At 53.4% G+C, this 18,574-nt stretch carries 19 protein-coding genes; 7 read left to right on the forward strand and 12 right to left on the reverse strand.

The genetic code is table 11. The features are described from left to right. Positions 1–81: 81 nt before the first annotated feature. The 3 genes from sbcD (at position 82) to araJ (ending at position 5,756) form a co-directional block, all read left to right on the forward strand. Positions 82–1,284 carry an exonuclease subunit SbcD gene (gene sbcD, locus C3432_RS11175; RefSeq protein ID WP_103776657.1) on the forward strand — a complete coding sequence of 401 codons (1,203 nt, stop codon included), beginning with the start codon at positions 82–84 and terminating at the stop codon, positions 1,282–1,284. Continuing rightward, positions 1,281–4,424 carry an exonuclease subunit SbcC gene (sbcC, locus tag C3432_RS11180; protein WP_103776658.1) on the forward strand — a complete coding sequence of 1,048 codons (3,144 nt, stop codon included), beginning with the start codon at positions 1,281–1,283 and terminating at the stop codon, positions 4,422–4,424. Before sbcD ends, sbcC begins: the two co-directional genes overlap by 4 nt. 180 nt (positions 4,425–4,604) lie before the next feature. Further along, positions 4,605–5,756, forward strand: coding sequence for an MFS transporter AraJ (araJ, locus tag C3432_RS11185; RefSeq protein WP_103776659.1), 1,152 nt, complete (start codon positions 4,605–4,607; stop codon positions 5,754–5,756). Positions 5,757–5,777: 21 nt separating this feature from the next. On the opposite strand, the gene mak is transcribed toward araJ, so the two are convergent. Then, a complete protein-coding gene (gene mak / locus C3432_RS11190) occupies positions 5,778–6,686 on the reverse strand; it encodes a fructokinase (RefSeq protein ID WP_103776660.1) in 909 nt (302 codons plus the stop codon). 91 nt (positions 6,687–6,777) lie between these two features. On the opposite strand from mak, the gene rdgC reads away from it, so the two are divergent. After that, entirely contained in the window at positions 6,778–7,689 is a 912-nt protein-coding gene (gene rdgC / locus C3432_RS11195; RefSeq protein WP_103776960.1) for a recombination-associated protein RdgC, read from the forward strand. Between the two features lie 36 nt (positions 7,690–7,725). Here rdgC and ppnP read toward each other — a convergent pair whose 3' ends face one another. The 5 genes from ppnP to C3432_RS11220 form a co-directional block, all read right to left on the reverse strand. Beyond that, positions 7,726–8,010: a pyrimidine/purine nucleoside phosphorylase gene (gene ppnP / locus C3432_RS11200; protein ID WP_103776661.1), complete on the reverse strand. Its 285-nt coding sequence runs from the start codon at positions 8,008–8,010 to the stop codon at positions 7,726–7,728. A gap of 70 nt (positions 8,011–8,080) precedes the next feature. Further along, a complete protein-coding gene (locus tag C3432_RS11205; RefSeq protein WP_103776662.1) occupies positions 8,081–8,758 on the reverse strand; it encodes an AroM family protein in 678 nt (225 codons plus the stop codon). Positions 8,759–9,013: 255 nt separating this feature from the next. Further along, entirely contained in the window at positions 9,014–9,205 is a 192-nt protein-coding gene (yaiA, locus tag C3432_RS11210) for a protein YaiA (RefSeq protein ID WP_103776663.1), read from the reverse strand. A gap of 26 nt (positions 9,206–9,231) precedes the next feature. Further along, the gene (gene aroL / locus C3432_RS11215; RefSeq protein ID WP_103776664.1) at positions 9,232–9,777 is read right to left on the reverse strand and encodes a shikimate kinase AroL; all 546 of its coding nucleotides are present in this window, start codon (positions 9,775–9,777) and stop codon (positions 9,232–9,234) included. Between the two features lie 180 nt (positions 9,778–9,957). Next, on the reverse strand, positions 9,958–10,416 hold the full coding sequence (locus C3432_RS11220) for a YaiI/YqxD family protein (RefSeq protein WP_103776665.1): 459 nt from the start codon (positions 10,414–10,416) through the stop codon (positions 9,958–9,960). A 148-nt stretch (positions 10,417–10,564) separates the two neighbouring features. Here C3432_RS11220 and proC point away from each other — a divergent pair, with 148 nt between their 5' ends. Then, positions 10,565–11,374 (forward strand): pyrroline-5-carboxylate reductase, encoded by an 810-nt coding sequence (proC, locus tag C3432_RS11225; RefSeq protein WP_103776666.1) that lies wholly within the window; start codon positions 10,565–10,567, stop codon positions 11,372–11,374. A 16-nt stretch (positions 11,375–11,390) separates the two neighbouring features. On the opposite strand, the gene adrA is transcribed toward proC, so the two are convergent. From adrA to C3432_RS11255, 5 genes are all read right to left on the reverse strand, one after another. After that, positions 11,391–12,494 (reverse strand): diguanylate cyclase AdrA, encoded by a 1,104-nt coding sequence (adrA, locus tag C3432_RS11230; protein WP_103776667.1) that lies wholly within the window; start codon positions 12,492–12,494, stop codon positions 11,391–11,393. A gap of 127 nt (positions 12,495–12,621) precedes the next feature. Beyond that, a complete protein-coding gene (gene psiF / locus C3432_RS11235) occupies positions 12,622–12,942 on the reverse strand; it encodes a phosphate starvation-inducible protein PsiF (RefSeq protein WP_103776668.1) in 321 nt (106 codons plus the stop codon). 216 nt (positions 12,943–13,158) lie between these two features. Then, complete coding sequence (gene phoA, locus C3432_RS11240; protein WP_103776669.1) at positions 13,159–14,574, reverse strand: alkaline phosphatase; 1,416 nt, start codon at positions 14,572–14,574, stop codon at positions 13,159–13,161. 160 nt (positions 14,575–14,734) lie between these two features. Next, complete coding sequence (gene iraP, locus C3432_RS11245; protein WP_103776670.1) at positions 14,735–14,995, reverse strand: anti-adapter protein IraP; 261 nt, start codon at positions 14,993–14,995, stop codon at positions 14,735–14,737. A gap of 707 nt (positions 14,996–15,702) precedes the next feature. Next, positions 15,703–16,386: an extensin-like domain-containing protein gene (locus C3432_RS11255; protein WP_103776672.1), complete on the reverse strand. Its 684-nt coding sequence runs from the start codon at positions 16,384–16,386 to the stop codon at positions 15,703–15,705. Between the two features lie 225 nt (positions 16,387–16,611). Between C3432_RS11255 and ddlA the strand changes: the two genes are divergently transcribed. After that, on the forward strand, positions 16,612–17,706 hold the full coding sequence (gene ddlA / locus C3432_RS11260) for a D-alanine--D-alanine ligase (RefSeq protein ID WP_103776673.1): 1,095 nt from the start codon (positions 16,612–16,614) through the stop codon (positions 17,704–17,706). A 104-nt stretch (positions 17,707–17,810) separates the two neighbouring features. Here ddlA and C3432_RS11265 read toward each other — a convergent pair whose 3' ends face one another. Beyond that, positions 17,811–18,011 (reverse strand): DUF2754 family protein, encoded by a 201-nt coding sequence (locus tag C3432_RS11265; protein WP_103776674.1) that lies wholly within the window; start codon positions 18,009–18,011, stop codon positions 17,811–17,813. Between the two features lie 254 nt (positions 18,012–18,265). Here C3432_RS11265 and C3432_RS11270 point away from each other — a divergent pair, with 254 nt between their 5' ends. Further along, positions 18,266–18,574, forward strand: coding sequence for a YaiY family protein (locus tag C3432_RS11270; protein WP_103776675.1), 309 nt, complete (start codon positions 18,266–18,268; stop codon positions 18,572–18,574).

Consider the following 18,574-nt stretch of genomic DNA (forward strand, 5'->3'; position numbering starts at 1 on the left):
CTGCTCCCGGCAGATTTGTCCCGCAACTCGCATTATTTAGGGTATATAATGCCCGTCACATTTTTTCGCCATGGAACTGTTATGCGCATCCTGCACACCTCTGACTGGCATCTTGGACAGAATTTTTACAGTAAAAGCCGTGCGGCGGAGCATCAGGCGTTCCTCGACTGGCTGCTGGAAACCGCACAGTCCCGGCAGGTGGATGCGATAATTGTGGCGGGCGACATTTTTGATACGGGCTCACCACCCAGCTATGCCCGCGAGCTGTATAACCGTTTTGTGGTCAATTTACAGCAAACAGGCTGTCATCTGGTGGTGCTGGCGGGCAACCACGACTCCGTCGCCACGCTCAACGAATCCCGCGACATTCTGGCGTTTCTGAACACCACCGTGGTTGCCAGCGCAGGCCATGCGCCGCAAATTCTCCAGCGGCGCGACGGCACGCCGGGCGCGGTGCTGTGCCCTGTTCCGTTTTTACGTCCGCGTGACATCATGACCAGCCAGGCGGGACTTTCGGCCAATGAAAAACAACAGCATTTATCCGGTGCCATCACTGACTATTATCAGCAGCAATACCTGAGCGCCTGCGCGCTGCGTGGGGAACGGAATCTACCGATTATCGCTACCGGTCACCTGACGACAGTCGGCGCCAGTAAAAGCGAGGCTGTCCGCGACATCTATATTGGAACGCTGGATGCTTTTCCGGCGCAAAATTTCCCTCCGGCCGATTACGTTGCGCTTGGACATATTCACCGGGCGCAGATTATTGGCGGCAGCGAACATATCCGCTACTGCGGCTCTCCCATTGCACTGAGCTTTGACGAGTGCGGCAAAAGTAAATGCGTTCACCTGGTCAGCTTCACCGACGGGAAGCTACAGGAAGTGGAGAGCATTACCGTTCCGGTCACCCAGCCTTTGGCGGTCCTGAAGGGCGATCTGTCGGCGATTACGCAACAGCTTGAGCAGTGGCGGAATGTTCAGCAGTCCCCCCCTGTCTGGCTGGATATTGAAATCACCACCGACGAGTATCTGCACGATATGCAGCGCAAAATTCAGGGGCTAACCGAGTCGTTGCCCGTTGAGGTCTTACTGGTGCGCCGCAGCCGCGAGCAGCGTGAGCGCATCCTGGCAAATGAGCAGCGTGAAACGCTTAGCGAGCTGAGTGTGGAAGAGGTATTTAACCGTCGTCTGGCGCTGGAAGAACTTGATGAACCGCAGCGCGAGCGGTTGAATCAGCTGTTTACCACCACGATGCACACGCTGGCCGGAGAGCACGACGCATGAAAATTCTCAGCCTGCGCCTGAAAAACCTGAACTCCCTGAAAGGGGAATGGAAGGTCGATTTTACGGCAGAACCTTTCGCCAGCAACGGTCTGTTTGCTATCACCGGCCCAACGGGTGCCGGGAAAACGACTCTGCTCGACGCTATCTGCCTCGCGCTGTATCACGAAACACCACGTCTGAGCACCGTTTCGCAATCACAGAACGATCTCATGACCCGCGACACCGCAGAGTGTCTGGCGGAAGTCGAGTTTGAAGTCAAAGGCGAAGCGTATCGCGCTTTCTGGAGCCAGAACCGGGCCCGCAATCAGCCAGACGGTAATCTACAGGCTCCGCGCGTGGAGCTGGCGCGCTGCGCCGACGGGAAAATCCTCGCGGATAAGGTGAAAGATAAGCTTGAGATGACGGCGTCACTCACCGGGCTGGATTACGGACGCTTTACCCGCTCTATGCTGCTGTCGCAGGGGCAGTTCGCCGCCTTCCTGAACGCCAAACCCAAAGAGCGCGCTGAACTGCTGGAGGAGTTGACCGGCACGGAGATCTACGGGCAAATCTCGGCGAGGGTATTTGAACAACATAAGAGCGCCCGAAGCGAACTGGAGAAACTGCAGGCACAGGCCAGCGGCGTGGCGCTGTTGGCCCCGGAGCAGCAGCAGACACTCACTGAAAGTTTGCAGGCGCTCACTGACGAAGAAAAACATCTGCTCACCCGGCAACAGCAGCAGCAACAGTACCTTAGCTGGCTTACCCGGCAGACTGAGCTCCAGACGGAAGCCAGCCGCCGCCAGCAGGCGCAGCAGGTCGCGCTGACAGAACAGGAGAAAGCGCAGCCCCAGCTGGCAGCGCTGGCGCTGGCACAACCCGCCAGACAGCTACGTCCATACTGGGAACGTATTCAGGAGCAATCCACTGCCATTACCCGCATTCACCAGCAGATTGAGGAAGTGAATGCTCGCTTACAAAGTGCGTTAACGCAGCGCGACAGCATTCGTCGCCGCGCGGAACAGCAGTCCGGCATGTTGCAGAACAATACCAGGACGCTGACCGACTGGCTTACCGAACACGATCGCTTCCGCTTGTGGAGCAGCGAGCTGGCCGGATGGCGCGCATTATTTGCTCAGCAGGCCAGTGACAAAGCGCAGTGGCTTAAATGGCAGCAACAGTTGGCGAACGATATCCACAAGCGGGATACTCTGCCTTCCCCCTCGCTCAATCTCTCACCGGAGGAGGTCGCAACGGCACTGGCACAGCACGCTGAACAACGTCCACTCCGGCAAAAGCTCAGCGCACTCCACGGGCAAATTGCGCCGAAGCAAAAGCGGCTGGCGCAGCTGCAGGCCGCCATTGCTCACAGCAAGCAAGAACAGGCGCAGCGTCAGACGGCACTGGATGAGAAACGGCTGCGCTATAAAGAAAAAAATCAGCAGCTTCTTGATGTAAAAACGATTTGCGAGCAGGAAGAGCGGATTAAAAATCTGGAAAGCCAGCGCGCGCAACTCCAGCCCGGTCAGCCCTGTCCGCTCTGCGGTTCGACCCAACATCCTGCGGTCGCGGCTTACCAGGCACTCGAGCCCGGAGTAAATCAGGCCCGACGCGATGCGCTGGAAAAAGAGGTCAAAACGCTGGCGGAGGAAGGAGCAACCCTGCGCGGACAGCTGGAGACGCTCACCCGGCAGCTTCAGCGCGAAGAGAGCGAGGCGCAGAGCCTTATTGCTGAGGAGCAAGCGCTAACTCAGGCGTGGCAAACGGTGACTGCCAGCCTGAACATGACGTTACAGCCACAGGACGATATCCAGCCGTGGCTCGTTGCTCAGGAAGAGCACGAACAGCAGCTGTATCTGCTTAATCAACGTCACGATCTCCAGGCGCAAATTACCGCCGTGCAGCAACAGGTGGAGCAGTTTCGACAGCAGATCGAGCAGCGCCAGAATAGTCTGTCAGACGGGCTGACGCGTTTTACGTTATCGCTTCCACCGGAAGGAGAAGAAGAAGCCTGGCTCAGCGCACGAGCCGCTGACGCGCAGACCTGGCAGGATCGTCAGGCGGAACTCGCTGGATTACAGACCCGCATAGCGCAGCTTGCGCCGCTGCTGGAAACGCTGCCTGTGGCAAATTCCACCGGGGAGAGCGCCGGGAATACTCCACTGGAAAACTGGCGCCAGGTGCATGATGAGTGCCTGTCGTTACAGAGCCAACGGCAGACGTTGCAGCAGCAAGGGGTGCAGGAGAAAGCTCGTGCCGCAGAGATGCAGGCACAGTTTGATACGGCCCTTCAGGCCAGCGTATTTGCCGATCGGGATGCGTTTCTCGCTGCGCTACTGGATGACGCCGCCGTCACCCGACTCGAACAGCTGAAACAGTCGCTGGAAAACCAGCTACAGCAGGCGCAAGCGCTCGCGTCACAATCCGCACAGGCGCTGGCTGCGCATCAGCAACAGCCGCCAGCAGGTCTGGATCTCACGCTGACGATAGAACAGCTCCAGCAAAACGTCGTGCAACTTAACGCAGAGCTGCGTGACAACACCACCCGTCAGGGGGAGATTCGCCAGCAGTTGAAACAGGATGCGGACAATCGTCAGCGGCAGCAGGCGCTGATGCAGGAGATAGAAAAAGCGGCGCAGCAGGTTGAAGACTGGGGTTATCTGAACGCACTGATCGGTTCAAAAGAGGGTGATAAGTTTCGGAAATTCGCTCAAGGATTAACGCTGGATAACCTGGTCTGGCTGGCAAACAACCAGCTAACGCGCCTGCACGGTCGCTATCTGTTGCAGCGTAAAGCCAGCGAAGCGCTGGAGCTGGAGGTGGTTGACACCTGGCAGGCCGACGCCGTGCGCGACACCCGTACCCTTTCGGGCGGCGAGAGTTTCCTGGTCAGTCTGGCGCTGGCGCTGGCGTTGTCGGATCTGGTCAGCCACAAAACGCGGATTGACTCCCTGTTCCTGGATGAAGGCTTTGGCACGCTGGACAGCGAAACGCTGGATACCGCGCTGGATGCCCTGGATACGCTGAATGCGAGCGGGAAAACCATCGGCGTGATAAGCCACGTCGAAGCGATGAAAGAACGCATTCCGGTACAAATCAAAGTAAAGAAAATCAACGGGCTGGGGTACAGCAAGCTGGACCGGATGTTTGGGGTGGAATAGCTGCCATGCCGGACGGTAGTTACGCCTTACCTGGCTTACAGTCACATAGCACGATCGTCAATACTCTAAGACGGATATGAAATGGCGTTATGCCTGACTTACCCGCAAGCTATGCCTCTTCTGGCAGCGAAAATTCGCCGCCATAGCGCTGAATAAGCGCTTTTATTTTTGGCAGGTGGTATGAAAAAAATCATTTTCTCTCTGGCTCTGGGAACCTTTGGCCTGGGCATGGCCGAGTTCGGCATTATGGGCGTGTTGACGGAGCTGGCGCACGACGTTGAGATTTCGATTCCTGCCGCTGGGCATATGATCTCGTTTTACGCCTTCGGCGTGGTGCTGGGCGCGCCCATTATTGCGGTCTTCTCCAGCCGATTTTCCCTCAAGCATATCCTGTTGTTTCTGGTGACGCTTTGCGTCATCGGCAACGCAATTTTCATGCTCTCTTCGTCATATAAGATGCTGGCGGTTGGCAGGCTGGTTTCTGGTTTTCCCCACGGGGCTTTCTTTGGCGTGGGCGCGATTATCTTGTCAAAACTCGCCCGTCCGGGAAAAGTAACTGCTGCCGTGGCTGGAATGATCTCTGGAATGACTGTCGCCAACCTGGTAGGCATTCCGACAGGGACTTTCCTGAGCCACGAATTCAGTTGGCGTTATACCTTCCTGCTGATTGCAGTTTTCAACATCGCGGTGATTATGTCGATTGCCTTCTGGGTACCCAACATCAGCGATGATGCCAAAGGTCAGCTGCGCGAGCAGTTTCACTTTCTGAAAAGCCCTGCGCCGTGGCTGATTTTTGCTGCTACCATGTTTGGCAACGCGGGCGTCTTCGCCTGGTTTAGCTATATCAAGCCATATATGATGTACATTTCCGGATTCACTGAAACGACCATGACCTTCATTATGATGCTGGTCGGTTTGGGGATGGTGCTGGGCAATCTGCTCAGTGGTCGGCTATCCGGAAAGTTCACCCCTCTTCGCATTGCGGTAGTCACGAATTTTGTGATTGTACTTTCTCTGGTGCTGCTCTTCTTGTTCGGCGGCATAAAAGCGACATCACTGACCTTCGCCTTTATCTGCTGCGCCGGGCTATTTGCCCTTTCAGCACCCTTACAGATCATGCTGTTGCAAAACGCCCAAGGCGGCGAATTGCTGGGGGCTGCCGGTGGGCAAATCGCCTTTAACCTGGGCAGCGCTATCGGCGCATATTGTGGTGGGATGATGCTGACGCTGGGCTTTGCTTATAATTATGTGGCGCTTCCCGCCGCCCTGCTGTCGTTTTCCGCGATGTCATCGCTGCTGCTATATGGACGTCTTTTGCCGGATAAACGATAGCGCCATCCGGCAAAAATTTATTTACTCCTGCGGCCACAGCCATGCGGCGCCGCGTACCCCGCTCGAATCACCATGCCGCGCCTTACGCACCGGCGTTTCACATTCGCCGCCGAAGACAAACTGATCGATCAGCGGCGGCACCGTCTTATATAACCGATCGATATTGCTCATCCCGCCGCCCAGCACAATCACATCCGGGTCGAGAATATTCACTACGTGGGCGAGCGATTTCGCCAGGCGCAGCTCGTAGCGGTTAAGCGCCAGTTCCGCCAGCGGATCCTGTTCCTCAACCAGACGCATAATTTCACTGCCTTTCAGCGGATTTCCGCTCAGACGATGATAATCAATGGCAAAACCGGTGCCCGAGATAAACGTCTCAATACACCCCTGCTTCCCGCAGTAGCAGGGCACTTCCTCGCGGTAGCGCAGCTCATCTTCATCCATCCACGGCAACGGGTTATGCCCCCATTCACCTGCCGTGCCGTTGCCGCCAATATGTGCCCGACCGTGCAACGCTACGCCAGCCCCGCACCCTGTACCGATAATCACGGCAAACACCGTTTGCGCCCCGGCCGCAGCGCCATCCACCGCTTCGGATACCGCCAGGCAGTTAGCGTCGTTTGCCAGCCGCACTTCCCGCTTCAGACGCGCACTCAGATCCTTATCGAACGGCTGACCGTTAAGCCAGGTGGAATTGGCGTTTTTCACCACTCCGGTGTACGGCGAGATGGAACCGGGGATCCCTGTGCCAACCGTCCCTGTCTGCCCGGTCGCCTGTTCTGCCATCCCGACCAGCGTCGCAATGGTCTCAATGGTTTGTTGATAATCGTCGCGCGGCGTAGGCAAGCGATGGCGAAATAACTGTTCCCCCGCATCGCCGAGCGCAATGACCTCCGTTTTCGTGCCGCCTAAATCAATACCTATACGCACTGTTTGCTCCTCTTCCCGATTAACAATGCAAGCATAGCGACAATTCGCTATCATGCCCGCTGGATTTAACGACAACGCCGTGGAAATTATCATGCTGTGGTTCAAAAATTTAATGGTTTACCGTCTTAGCCGCGATATTTCATTGCGCGCCGAGGAGATGGAAAAACAGCTGGCCTCGATGACGTTTACCCCTTGCGGTAGCCAGGATATGGCCAAAATGGGCTGGGTACCGCCAATGGGATCGCACAGCGATGCATTGACGCACACTAACAACGGCCAAATTATTATTTGCGCGCGTAAAGAAGAGAAGATCCTGCCATCACCGGTGATCAAACAGGCGCTGGAAGCGAAAATCGCCAAACTGGAAGCCGAGCAGGCGCGCAAGCTGAAGAAGACGGAAAAAGATTCGCTAAAAGATGAAGTGCTGCATTCGCTGCTGCCGCGTGCGTTCAGTCGTTTCAGCCAGACGATGATGTGGATCGACACCGTTAATGGTTTGATCATGGTTGATTGCGCCAGTGCGAAAAAAGCGGAAGATACGCTGGCGTTGTTGCGTAAAAGCCTGGGCTCACTGCCGGTTGTACCGCTGGCACTGGAAAATCCGATCGAGCTGACGCTTACCGAATGGGTACGCTCCGGCAGCGTCGCACAGGGTTTCCAGTTGCTGGACGAAGCCGAACTGAAAGCCATGCTCGAAGATGGCGGCGTGATCCGCGCGAAGAAACAGGATTTAGTGAGCGATGAGATTGCCGTTCATATTGAAGCCGGGAAAGTCGTAACCAAACTGGCTCTCGACTGGCAGCAACGGATCCAGTTTATGCTCTGTGAGGACGGTTCGCTTAAACGTCTGAAGTTCAGCGATGAACTACGCGATCAAAACGAAGATATCGATCGGGATGATTATGCCCAACGTTTTGACGCTGACTTTATCCTGATGACCGGTGAACTGGCGGCGTTAATTCAAAACCTGGTAGAAGGTCTGGGCGGCGAAGCGCAACGCTGATGGCACTCCCTCTCCACCGTGGAGAGGGAAACCGCATTACAGATAGCGGCAAAGATAGGATGTCGGTTCTGCAACCTGCAAATGAAATTCACTGTGACCAGGGACGTTAAATACTTCTCCTGCTGCATACACCTTCCACTCGGTTTCCCCAGGCAGTAAGACATTCAGCGCCCCGCTAACCACCGTCATCTCTTCCGGCTCTGCGGTACCAAAAGTGTATTCGCCTTCCACCATTACACCCACACTGGCACGGCCAGTACTGCTGCTGGTAAAACCGATTGATTTTACTTTGCCGGAAAAGTATTCGTTACTTTGAAGCATAAACTGACCCTGTCTCGTGATTAAGTTAATAACCAATATAGGGTTCGGACGTTCAGCCTGTCACGCAAAATTAAATCAGTAACTCTGAAGCCAGCCTCGCAATTAACACATTCGAGAGCAACACCGGCACATCTAAGTTTTTTTGCAACAAATCGCGATGACGCTGATTAAACCCCAGACAATCCAGCATGATGACGTCCGCCCCTTGCTCCAGTAACGCTTTCCCGGCGTCAATGAGCTTCTGAGAAGAGTCATGGACAGGATTAGCCAGAGAAAACACCGGCGGCGTTTGCAATACCTGCCATTTCCTGGTCTGAGCCGCCAGCAGTTCGGCCACAGGCACAATCACCCCAACCTGATGACCATCTACGATGGAGGCGACCAGCGGCGGGATGATACGTAAGGGTTCCAGCAAAATACTGTTTCGCGCAGTCATGCTGTTAATGTTGGCGGTACTCATCAACAAAATGACGTCATAGCCTTGATTATCAAGCACCTCTACAACATTTTGCAGATCACGTTCGACCTTCTGACGAGAAACATGAGCCAGTTGATTATCACTGAGCAATGTCAGCAGCGGCTCTTCGCCCTCTGAAACCGCATATTCTGCCATCACCTCTTCGCGACTCATCTTCCCCAGCAGGCTGTGATGGGTAATGTGTTGTTCGTCAATGTACTCCGTTAAGAGCGGTAATACCTCGCTCATGGGTACAATGCCAATCGTGAGGATAGCCAACGACGCACTCATTTTATTCACCTTTTTTTGCTTCGTCGTTCATTCCCGGACAAATGCCCGTGGGCCACTGCTGCTACGTTTTATGAAATTAATGCCACAAAGCGTAGCAGCAGATGGACAACACATAATGTAAAGATTCCAAAAAGTTCCAGTAGTGAGTTGTTATCGTTTAACTTTCGTGTTGAGTGAAAAACATCAATGATTAAAAAATGTGATACAGGCACGCTACAGCGATACTCAGATTCCTTTCTGAGTGGCATTTAACGATCAGCTTTTATCAGGATCTTCGTAACGCGTTTTTGCATCCATCGCTTCCTGCGCGGTGGGATGCTCGCTGATCAACGAATCAGGTTTTGGGTGATCGGCACGTAGTTGATACCAGGTGACCTTCTGACCTGGCGTCCCTTTTTCAAGAGTAACAATGTACGCTTTGCGAGGATAAGGCGGTTTCGTCGGCATAGTTCTTCCTTTTTACTGAATGAACGTTAAGTATAGACGCCACCCTGTTTACGCCGCGCGGTCTGCGCCAACGCGGTACGAATTTCAGATACGACCTGGGCAGGTTGATTCGTCGCATCAATAATAAAGTGCGCCGCTTCGCGATACAGAATATCGCGCTGTTCAAGGACTTCCTGGACCTCTTCGCTCAACGGTTTTCCTGTTAAGGTTGGGCGCAATTCCTCTTCCGGAGAAGCCTCCAGACGATTAACCAGTACCGACACTGGCGCACAGAGATAAATGACAATCCCGTTACTACGCATATAGTGGCGATTGTATTCCGTAAGAATAATACCGCCTCCCGTTGCCACGACCGTTGACGGCGCGGTAACCGCCTCCAGCGCTGCGGTCTCCCTGGCGCGAAACCCGGTCCAGCCTTCCCGCTCAACGATATCAGCCACGGTCTTATGCATCTGCGATTGCAGCCATTGGTCGGTATCGATAAAACGGAAATCAACCGCCTCAGCAAGCACCAGTCCGACCGTTGTCTTACCACAGCCCCGTGGGCCAACAAGAAAAAGCGGTTGCGTCATAGTGGGAGTTCCCTGGGAATCGCAATAGTGCGGATTCTGCTGTCATTAAAGTCTTTATCATACCACCAAACTAGTACAACGTTAAGTGTAACGAAAAAGTTCCAACCGAAGTAACAACTTCAATATATCCTTACTATAACAAGAAATCACAGAGATAAAAGTGTAAAAAATAAATTACATTCACCTGTTTCTGCGTTTAACTTCCAGCCACCACTTATCTAACTCAGCGGCAAAGTGCTGGCGATCGCGTGGTGAGAGACTGTCCGGCCCGCCGGTCTGGATGCCGCTGGCGCGTAAAGTATCCATAAAATCCCGCATCGTCAGACGTTCGCGGATCGTCGACTCGCTATAGCGCTCCCCGCGCGGATTTAGCGCTGCCGCCCCTTTCTCCAGCACTTCCGCGGCCAAAGGAATATCCGCAGTGATCACCAGATCGCCTTCAGCGCATTGACGCACAATCTCATTGTCTGCCACGTCAAACCCGGCCGGGACGCGCAAAGTGCGGATCAATTTCGACGGCGGCACGCGCAGATTCTGGTTTGCCACCAGGATAAGCGGCATCTGCATTCGCTCTGCGGCGCGATATAAAATCTCTTTAATGACATTCGGACACGCATCCGCATCCACCCAAATCGTCATACAGGCTCCCTGTTCTTTTGCAATCATCTATTGTCTCGTGCTTTTGCTCTCTGGCAAAGTGCTGTTTATCCTTCTGAACATGCCCATTCCGCGTTAAGCTACGCTTTATTAATCAAAACAATGAATATCACGCATAGGGAGCGATGAGATGGAGAAGAAAATCGGTTTTATCGGCTGTGGTAATATGGGGAAAGCCATTCTGGGCGGCCTGATTGCCAGCGGTCAGGTGCGACCCGGACAAATTTGGGTTTATACCCCTTCCCCTGACAAAGTCGCCGCACTGCAAACGCAGTTTGGTATCAACGCGGCACAATCTGCGCAGGAAGTGGCGCAGGTCGCGGACATTGTCTTTGGCGCCGTCAAACCGGGCATCATGATCAAAGTCCTGAGCGAAATCACCTCCAGCCTGAACAAGGATTCCCTGGTCGTTTCTATTGCGGCAGGCGTTACGCTCGAACAGCTGGCCCGCGCGCTGGGCCACGACCGCAAAATCGTCCGCGCTATGCCAAATACGCCTTCGCTGGTCAATGCCGGGATGACCTCAATTACGCCGAACGCGCTGGTCACATCGGAAGACACCGCCGATGTTCTGAACATATTCCGCTGCTTTGGTGAAGCCGAAGTGATTGCTGAAGCGATGATTCACCCGGTGGTTGGAGTGAGCGGCTCTTCTCCGGCCTACGTGTTTATGTTTATTGAAGCGATGGCGGATGCCGCTGTACTGGGCGGTATGCCGCGCGCCCAGGCCTATAAGTTCGCGGCGCAGGCGGTAATGGGTTCCGCAAAGATGGTTCTCGATACGGGTGAACACCCAGGCGTACTGAAAGATATGGTCTGTTCACCCGGCGGCACAACGATTGAAGCCGTGCGCGTCCTGGAAGAACGGGGCTTCCGCGCAGCCGTTATTGAAGCCATGGCGAAGTGTATGGAGAAGTCAGAGAAACTCAGTAAATCCTGAGTGATATCACCGGACGTCAGGCCGCCACTTCGGTTCGGTTACGTCCGGCGTCCTTTGCTTTGTAGAGCGCCACATCTGCGGATTTCAGCCACTCACGATAATGGCTGATGTTCGCTGTCAGCGGGGCGACGCCCACGCTGATATGCAGTTTAACCTGCGGCGCACACGACAGGCGCAAGGCGCTTAACCCATCATGCACTCTGGCTATTGCGGCAATCGCACTGTCTGCCGGTGTTCCACACATAATCACCGCAAACTCATCGCCACCGAAACGTCCGATCAAATCAGTGCCGCGTAGCGTTATCCGCAGCTGGCGCGTCAGCGCGACAATCGCTTCATCGCCAACATCATGTCCCCAGGTATCGTTGATGCTCTTAAAGTGATCGATATCGATAATCAGCAGCGTGGCGTCCCGCCGGTAGCGACGGCAGCGATCAAACTCATGACGCAGCAAGGTTTCCCAATGCTGCCGGTTATATACCCCCGTCATCCCGTCGCGCGTGCTCATGATCTGCAACCGTCGCTTATGCTCTGCAAGCGTTGTCGCGGTCTGGTAGCTGACCCAGGCAAACAACAGTGGATAAATCACCATTACCGACAGCGTCAGCCACCACTCCTGCGGGGCGGCGACCGCCCACACCAGATCAACACGGGTCAGTTGCAGGGTCATCAGACAGGTAACAATCATCAACCCAATCCCGGCAATAAACAGGCGTGTGCCTCCGGCCCCCATCAGGTTCAGACACATAATCATCAGTAGCGCTGTAGAAGGTAGCGGAGCCACCCCCATAACGCCCACCCACATGCCTGCAAGAACAGCATCAGCCTTTAAGTTGTAAATTTCCCTGCCCATAGGATCGACGGCTTTACTCGCCAGTTGCCATGCCAGATGTGGCCAGACAAAAGCCCAGCCAACGAGGGCCAGCCACCATCCTCCGGCAGTCGGGTTGGCAACCAGCGTCGAAGCGATCGGGAAAAACATTCCCCCCAGCGCAACCGCTCGCGGCAGACGGACTCGCCGGGCGAACCGCAGTCCGCAGCGCTGATAGTCACTCAGGTGTGAGAGCGGAGGTTCATGACCAGGCGCGACCACTTTTTTGTAAAAGTTTTCATCATTCATGATTTTTTGGGAACATTCTGAAACAATTTTCCCAATTATAGAGACGGGTCGGGCGGGGGAAGTATGAAATTTCGGGTGAGCGATTTTCGCAGCTCACCCGTTAGCACGACGCAGGGAAGATGCGCAATCAGGCCGCTTTTTTCAGGCAGGCACTCATAAACTTGCTGCGGTCGTCGCCTTTCAGGGATTGTTCCGTCGCCTGGACGTTACATTCACGCATTTTCTGCTGCTGCGGCGTCAGGCTTTTCTCACCGGGCGCCGATTTACTGTTCTTCAGACAGTCACTCATGTAGGTCTTACGCGCATCTCCTTTTAGCGCTTTTGCGGTTGCCTGTTGATTACAGGTCGTCATTCGCTGTTGTTGCGGGGTTAAGGTCTTCTCGGCAGCACCGACGGTTGTTAAAAACAGCAAACCAAAAAGCAGGGTAACCAGTAATGTTATTTTCATAGCACCATCCTTTTATGAGCATTCACTTTACACTTCATCCTTCAGGCTGCTTCTGCGTTGGCTGCGAATGCTCACCCCAGTCACTGACTCAGGTAAGTGACTGGGGTTCCCATCCTTGCCGCATTGATGCAACTTGAATGATTTTGTGTAGTAAGTCTGGTTGCTGGAACAGAAATCGCCAATCGGTAAGTAAAATTTAACGACCAGGTAGCAAAGTCACTTCAGACCTAACGCCGCTTTCATGGTGTAGAACAGATCGGTTTGATCGGTCAGCCCCACCACGTTTGCGGCATATGGGCCGTAGGCGGCGATACGCAACTGGCTACCGGTATGCTCCTGAGATTCCTCTTCAGAGTTACCGTAGCTGATGACCATCACGGCACCGTCTTTGGTGTTCAGGGCTTGCGTCAGGCCCGGCGCTTTGGTATCCGGCGCGACAATCTGGCTGGCGTGAGCATGATCGGCCGTGACGACCACCAGCGTGTTACCGTCTTTCTTCGCAAACGCCAGCGCGCGCTGCACCGCTTCATCCAGATCGACCGTTTCGCCAATCTGTCCACAAGGGTTCGCCGCGTGATCCTGCTTATCAATAGACGCGCCTTCCACCTGCAGGAAGAACCCTTTCTCGTTTTTACTTAACAGTTCAATCGCTTTGTCCGTCATCTGCGCCAGCGTTGGCACGCTATCATTACGCTTATCGTTTGGCTTACAGGTCACCACGGGTTTATCAATATTGCCATGATAAGAGGCTTTCGGCCCTTCCCAGCGCACCGGCATATTGCCGTCGGAGAACAGCCCCAGCAGTGGTTTATCCTGATTCGCTTCGGTAATTGCTGCCAGCGTCGTCGCATCACTCACCAGCTGATAGCCGCGCGCCTGCGCCTGCTCGCGCAGCGTTTTTCCCTGCCACTCGCCGGCCGTTGCTGTTTCAGCAAAAGTTTTCGCGCCGCCGCCAAGCGTCACATCCGCACGTGCATTCAGCAACTGCTCGGTGATGGAGCCTTTCCCTCCCTTTTCCAGCGCATTGGTCGGGCACTTTTCACTGGTTACGCTCGGTCCGTAGCATTTACGTGAGGTGACATGAGCAACCAGTGCCGCAGGCGTGGCATCCTGTAATTCAGCCGTAGAGACATTCCCCGTTGCCAGACCCGCCGCTTTCGCCATCTCCAGAATAGTGGTGTGGTCTTTTTCATGAATATCGACGCCCAGTGCGCCGTTATAGGTTTTCACCCCGGTGCTCCAGGCCGTTGCCGATGCCGCAGAGTCCGTGACGTAATCCGGTTTACCGGTTTTTTTATTCAGCGCATAGTGCGTGTATTGCCCCGTCAACGGTAAGGCATCAATACCTTTAAAAAATCCACCCGCGCCTTCGGCATAATTTCGCGCCGCCGTTATTTCGGAGTCGCCCATTCCATCGCCGATAAGCAAAATAATATTTTTGGCCGGTTTATCATTCAACGAATCGCGTAACGCGGCGGTCTGGTCGGCAACTAATCGGCGAGCGCCGCCTGGGGTGGTAATATCGCCCTGCGCGGCACGATTATCCAGCACCGACATTGACGCGTCTTCAGCATATGTAACGGGGGTGAACAACAGAGGTAACAAGGTAAGAGCAATAGCGCTTTGTTTCACTTTATTTTCTCCATGTGTATACCCTAAATAATTCGGGTTGCAGGTAAACCAACACACCTGCAACCTGAAGTATGACGGGTATAAATACATTAAAATAAGAACAAAGCGACTATAAGTCCCTGATGTGACAAGTTTATGACAAATTACGTTCGGAACCAGATTAGTAACGAGGATGCTTCAATAACTTTTGCACATACTGGCGCAGCAATTCCGTATCGTTATCAGGAACGCTGGTATCGGGCTTTACCCCTTCCAGTGCGCCCTCCACCTGATTAATCAGTATCTGCTGCTCGTTTTGCGCCATATTACGCAACATCGCTGTGACGATAATCTCTAACGCTTCTACCTGAGCAACCAGTTCTTTCGACTCTTCTTCTTTTTGGGCAAGCTTAAGCAACAACTCAGCAATGAGATTTTTCATGACCGCACTTCCTTATCCAAAGAAAGGTGACGTTACCATTATGAATCGTAAGTTGATAGAGGCTGAAAGTAGTATTTATATGATAAAGGAAAAACTTTGCGCAAATAATCACAATTAAAGGGAAGCGAAACGTTTCTCGCCCCAATATATACTCTATCTAATTCGAGTTGCAGGACAAAACGCGTAGTCGTTTTGAACAGCGTTTGCGCTGGCCCCGAAGGGGCGAGGCCCAGGGATGGGCCGGATAACAAAGCCAACGCATCTGCAACTTGAAATATGACGAGGATGATGCGTTAAAAATAAAATCAACATTTTAATAATCACGCCGTACCATAAATTAAAGTTATGGAAAAAAGGAAAGAGTTTCACTTAGAGCGCGTCACCGTTATAAATTTGATATTCCGGATTAATGTTATCGTGGGTTTCTTTTCCTGCCTGTCGTTAATATCCGGCCTGGCCTTCATCGTCTGTAAAACAGCTGGCGCCCAGGATCAAATTGTATTCGGTACCACATGATTAGGTTGACCTTCCAGGACGCCACGATACGCATGATAATAAATTACTGAAAACACGCCCCGCTTAACCGACGCAATGACGGCAGTGAAACCGGCGGTAAAGTGGCCAATAGTCTGGTCTTTTATCTCCCCGTTCATCATATTTGTGAAACAAGTCACAATAAAGCCCGGATTCAGGTAAGTTTTTCTCCTTTAGCGACACAGCCCGTACCCGCGCATACCGAAATGAAAGTGGTTGGCATGTTGAGCGTTATACTCCGGCCCCAGACCATTGCCATAGTATCCGCAGCCTGCACTTAATATGGCACGCAGCCACGGCGTGGTGGTTTCCATTTTCCATCCCCGAAGCACGGTCACATGGCGTCCATCACTCAGGTGAAAACCGCGAACATCTAATGCATCGGCTGTGGCATGTTCACTGCGACGGGCATTCGGTAGATGGTAGATATTGCGGCAGGCATAACTGCCTGAATGATCGATCCGCACAAGGGAACTGTTCATAAATTGTTGGGTCAGCGGACGCGCCTGCTGGTTTATATACAGCGCGCTGCTTAGCGCTAACGGACAAGAAGCCAAAAAGCTGCTGCTCAGCTTCACCGCCCCAAAGTCCCTGACCCGTACAACATTTATCAACGGGCACTCTCCGTCGCTATCCGCAACAGGTTGTGACGAAATCAACTTTTGCTGATTTGCCTCCTGAAGCAGTGCGAAGCACCGTTCAGATGTCAGGCGCTGTAGCTTAAATTTCGTCAGCCAGTTCGGCGGATCGGTTAACTGTAAAGGCGCAAAAGGATGGTAATACGAGGGCAGAAAACGATATCCAATAACGCCAGCAACGACTAACACAACAATCGTTACTCCACTTTTGCCTTTCACTCGCGCCTCCTTTCTCTACCCTAAACAGACAAAACGCGTAGTCGTTTTGAACAGCGCTTGCGCTGGCCCCGAAGGGGCAAGGCCGAAGGCCGGGTAACAAAGCCAGCGCATCTGCAACCTGAAGTATGACGAGTATAAAACTCTCCAACATTATGGCAGAAGCCCGCGAATCCCGCGTTTTGTCGTGGTATGGTATACGCTTTGCGTTCGATGGAATGGGTTAAGATGGCAAAGTTGCGGGTAGGTATCGTATTTGGTGGTAAGTCAGCGGAACATGAAGTGTCATTGCAGTCGGCAAAGAACATTGTCGATGCCATCGACAAAACCCGCTTTGACGTGGTGCTGTTAGGTATTGATAAACAAGGGCAATGGCACGTGAGTGATGCAGGAAACTACCTGCTTAACGCAACCGACCCGGCTCGCATTGCGCTGCGCCCTTCCACAGTCAGCCTTGCGCAGGTGCCGGGTAAACACGAACACCAGTTGATTGACGCCCGGAGCGCACAACCGTTGCCGACGATGGATGTTATTTTCCCTATCGTTCACGGCACGCTCGGCGAAGATGGTTCCTTACAGGGTATGTTACGCGTGGCGAACTTACCTTTTGTCGGTTCCGACGTACTGGGATCCGCCGCCTGTATGGATAAGGACGTGACCAAACGTCTGCTGCGTGACGCTGGTCTGAATATCGCCCCGTTTATTACGCTTACGCGGGCAAACCGCAACAGCGTGAGTTTTGCCGAGGTGGAATCCCGTCTGGGCCTGCCGCTCTTCATTAAGCCAGCCAACCAGGGATCGTCCGTCGGTGTGAGTAAGGTCACCAGTGAGGATCAGTACGATCGCGCGGTTGCTCTGGCATTCGAATTCGATCACAAAGTGGTGGTGGAGCAAGGGATCAAAGGCCGAGAGATCGAATGCGCTGTGTTGGGCAACGATCATCCACAAGCCAGCACCTGCGGTGAAATCGTCCTGAACAGCGATTTTTACGCTTACGATACCAAATATATTGATGATAACGGCGCTAAAGTGGTCGTTCCTGCGGCGATTGCCGCAGAAATTAATGACAAGATCCGTGAAATCGCAGTTCAGGCTTATCAGACGCTGGGCTGCTCCGGCATGGCGCGGGTGGATGTTTTCTTAACGGCAGACAACGAGGTGGTGATCAATGAGATCAACACGCTGCCGGGCTTTACTAACATCAGCATGTACCCAAAACTGTGGCAGGCAAGCGGGTTAAGCTACACGGATTTGATTACCCGTCTGATTGAACTGGCGCTTGAACGCCACGCGGCGGACAATGCGCTAAAAACCAGCATGTAAATTTTTGCCGGATGGCGTGCAGATACCTTATCCGGCCTGCGGGCAAGGCACCGTCCGCAGGCCGGATAAGACGTAAAAGCGTCGACATCCGGCGAACCTCAATATTAGTCAGCGTCTGCCCGACGACGAATAATGATTCCCGCCAGCCAGAAGCTAAGCACCCACGTCACCAGGCCCACCGCATATGTTTGCCAGCCTTTAGCCTCAAACCCTGCCAGCCCCACAACCCCGTTCAGAATGAAGATAAGCCCAATGGCAAAGGCGTAGTAATGCCAGTCGCGGCGAATTTTTACAGGCAAATTCATAACAGCTCCGGAACGAAAAAAGCATCCTCACACATTTCCCGCACACCGTCTGTGCGGCAGGTGAAGCGGCTTAAAAGTTAATTATTTTAACTACAAGTAGCTATTTTGTGACAATCCACATAAATCTGCAATTCAGGAGTATTCCCTGCCTGAATTTACCATCATTCTGATATTGACAAACGTGATGACCTGTCAGACTTCAGGATAAGTTACTGGCATAACGCCAGAGCAACAGCATTTTTCCGGAGGTCTTTATGGCTGATTTCACTCTCTCAAAATCCCTGTTTAGCGGGAAACATCGAGACACCTCCTCCACTCCTGGTAATATTGCGTATGCGGTATTTGTGTTGTTTTGCTTTTGGGCTGGCGCGCAAATACTTAACTTACTGGTCCATGCACCTGGCATTTATGAGCATCTGATGCAGGTCCAGGAAACGGGGCGCCCGCGGGTGGAAATCGGCCTGGGCGTCGGCACCATTTTTGGCCTGGTGCCGTTTCTGGTGGGCTGTCTGATTTTTGGCGTGATTGCTCTCTTTTTGCGCTGGCGCGATCGCCATCAGTAG

The sequence above is a fragment of the Citrobacter amalonaticus genome (assembly GCF_002918555.1).
Lineage (GTDB): Bacteria > Pseudomonadota > Gammaproteobacteria > Enterobacterales > Enterobacteriaceae > Citrobacter_C > Citrobacter_C amalonaticus_A.

Coding starts and splice junctions, on each gene's coding strand:
- ddlA (WP_103776673.1), top strand. CDS start 16,612: ATGGCAAAGTTGCGGGTAGGTATCGTATTTGGTGGTAAGTCAGCGGAA.
- adrA (WP_103776667.1), bottom strand. CDS start 12,494: ATGAATGATGAAAACTTTTACAAAAAAGTGGTCGCGCCTGGTCATGAA.
- yaiA (WP_103776663.1), bottom strand. CDS start 9,205: ATGCCGACGAAACCGCCTTATCCTCGCAAAGCGTACATTGTTACTCTT.
- C3432_RS11270 (WP_103776675.1), top strand. CDS start 18,266: ATGGCTGATTTCACTCTCTCAAAATCCCTGTTTAGCGGGAAACATCGA.
- C3432_RS11220 (WP_103776665.1), bottom strand. CDS start 10,416: ATGACGATTTGGGTGGATGCGGATGCGTGTCCGAATGTCATTAAAGAG.
- rdgC (WP_103776960.1), top strand. CDS start 6,778: ATGCTGTGGTTCAAAAATTTAATGGTTTACCGTCTTAGCCGCGATATT.
- psiF (WP_103776668.1), bottom strand. CDS start 12,942: ATGAAAATAACATTACTGGTTACCCTGCTTTTTGGTTTGCTGTTTTTA.
- sbcC (WP_103776658.1), top strand. CDS start 1,281: ATGAAAATTCTCAGCCTGCGCCTGAAAAACCTGAACTCCCTGAAAGGG.
- proC (WP_103776666.1), top strand. CDS start 10,565: ATGGAGAAGAAAATCGGTTTTATCGGCTGTGGTAATATGGGGAAAGCC.
- C3432_RS11205 (WP_103776662.1), bottom strand. CDS start 8,758: ATGAGTGCGTCGTTGGCTATCCTCACGATTGGCATTGTACCCATGAGC.
- iraP (WP_103776670.1), bottom strand. CDS start 14,995: ATGAAAAATCTCATTGCTGAGTTGTTGCTTAAGCTTGCCCAAAAAGAA.
- araJ (WP_103776659.1), top strand. CDS start 4,605: ATGAAAAAAATCATTTTCTCTCTGGCTCTGGGAACCTTTGGCCTGGGC.
- aroL (WP_103776664.1), bottom strand. CDS start 9,777: ATGACGCAACCGCTTTTTCTTGTTGGCCCACGGGGCTGTGGTAAGACA.
- ppnP (WP_103776661.1), bottom strand. CDS start 8,010: ATGCTTCAAAGTAACGAATACTTTTCCGGCAAAGTAAAATCAATCGGT.
- C3432_RS11265 (WP_103776674.1), bottom strand. CDS start 18,011: ATGAATTTGCCTGTAAAAATTCGCCGCGACTGGCATTACTACGCCTTT.
- sbcD (WP_103776657.1), top strand. CDS start 82: ATGCGCATCCTGCACACCTCTGACTGGCATCTTGGACAGAATTTTTAC.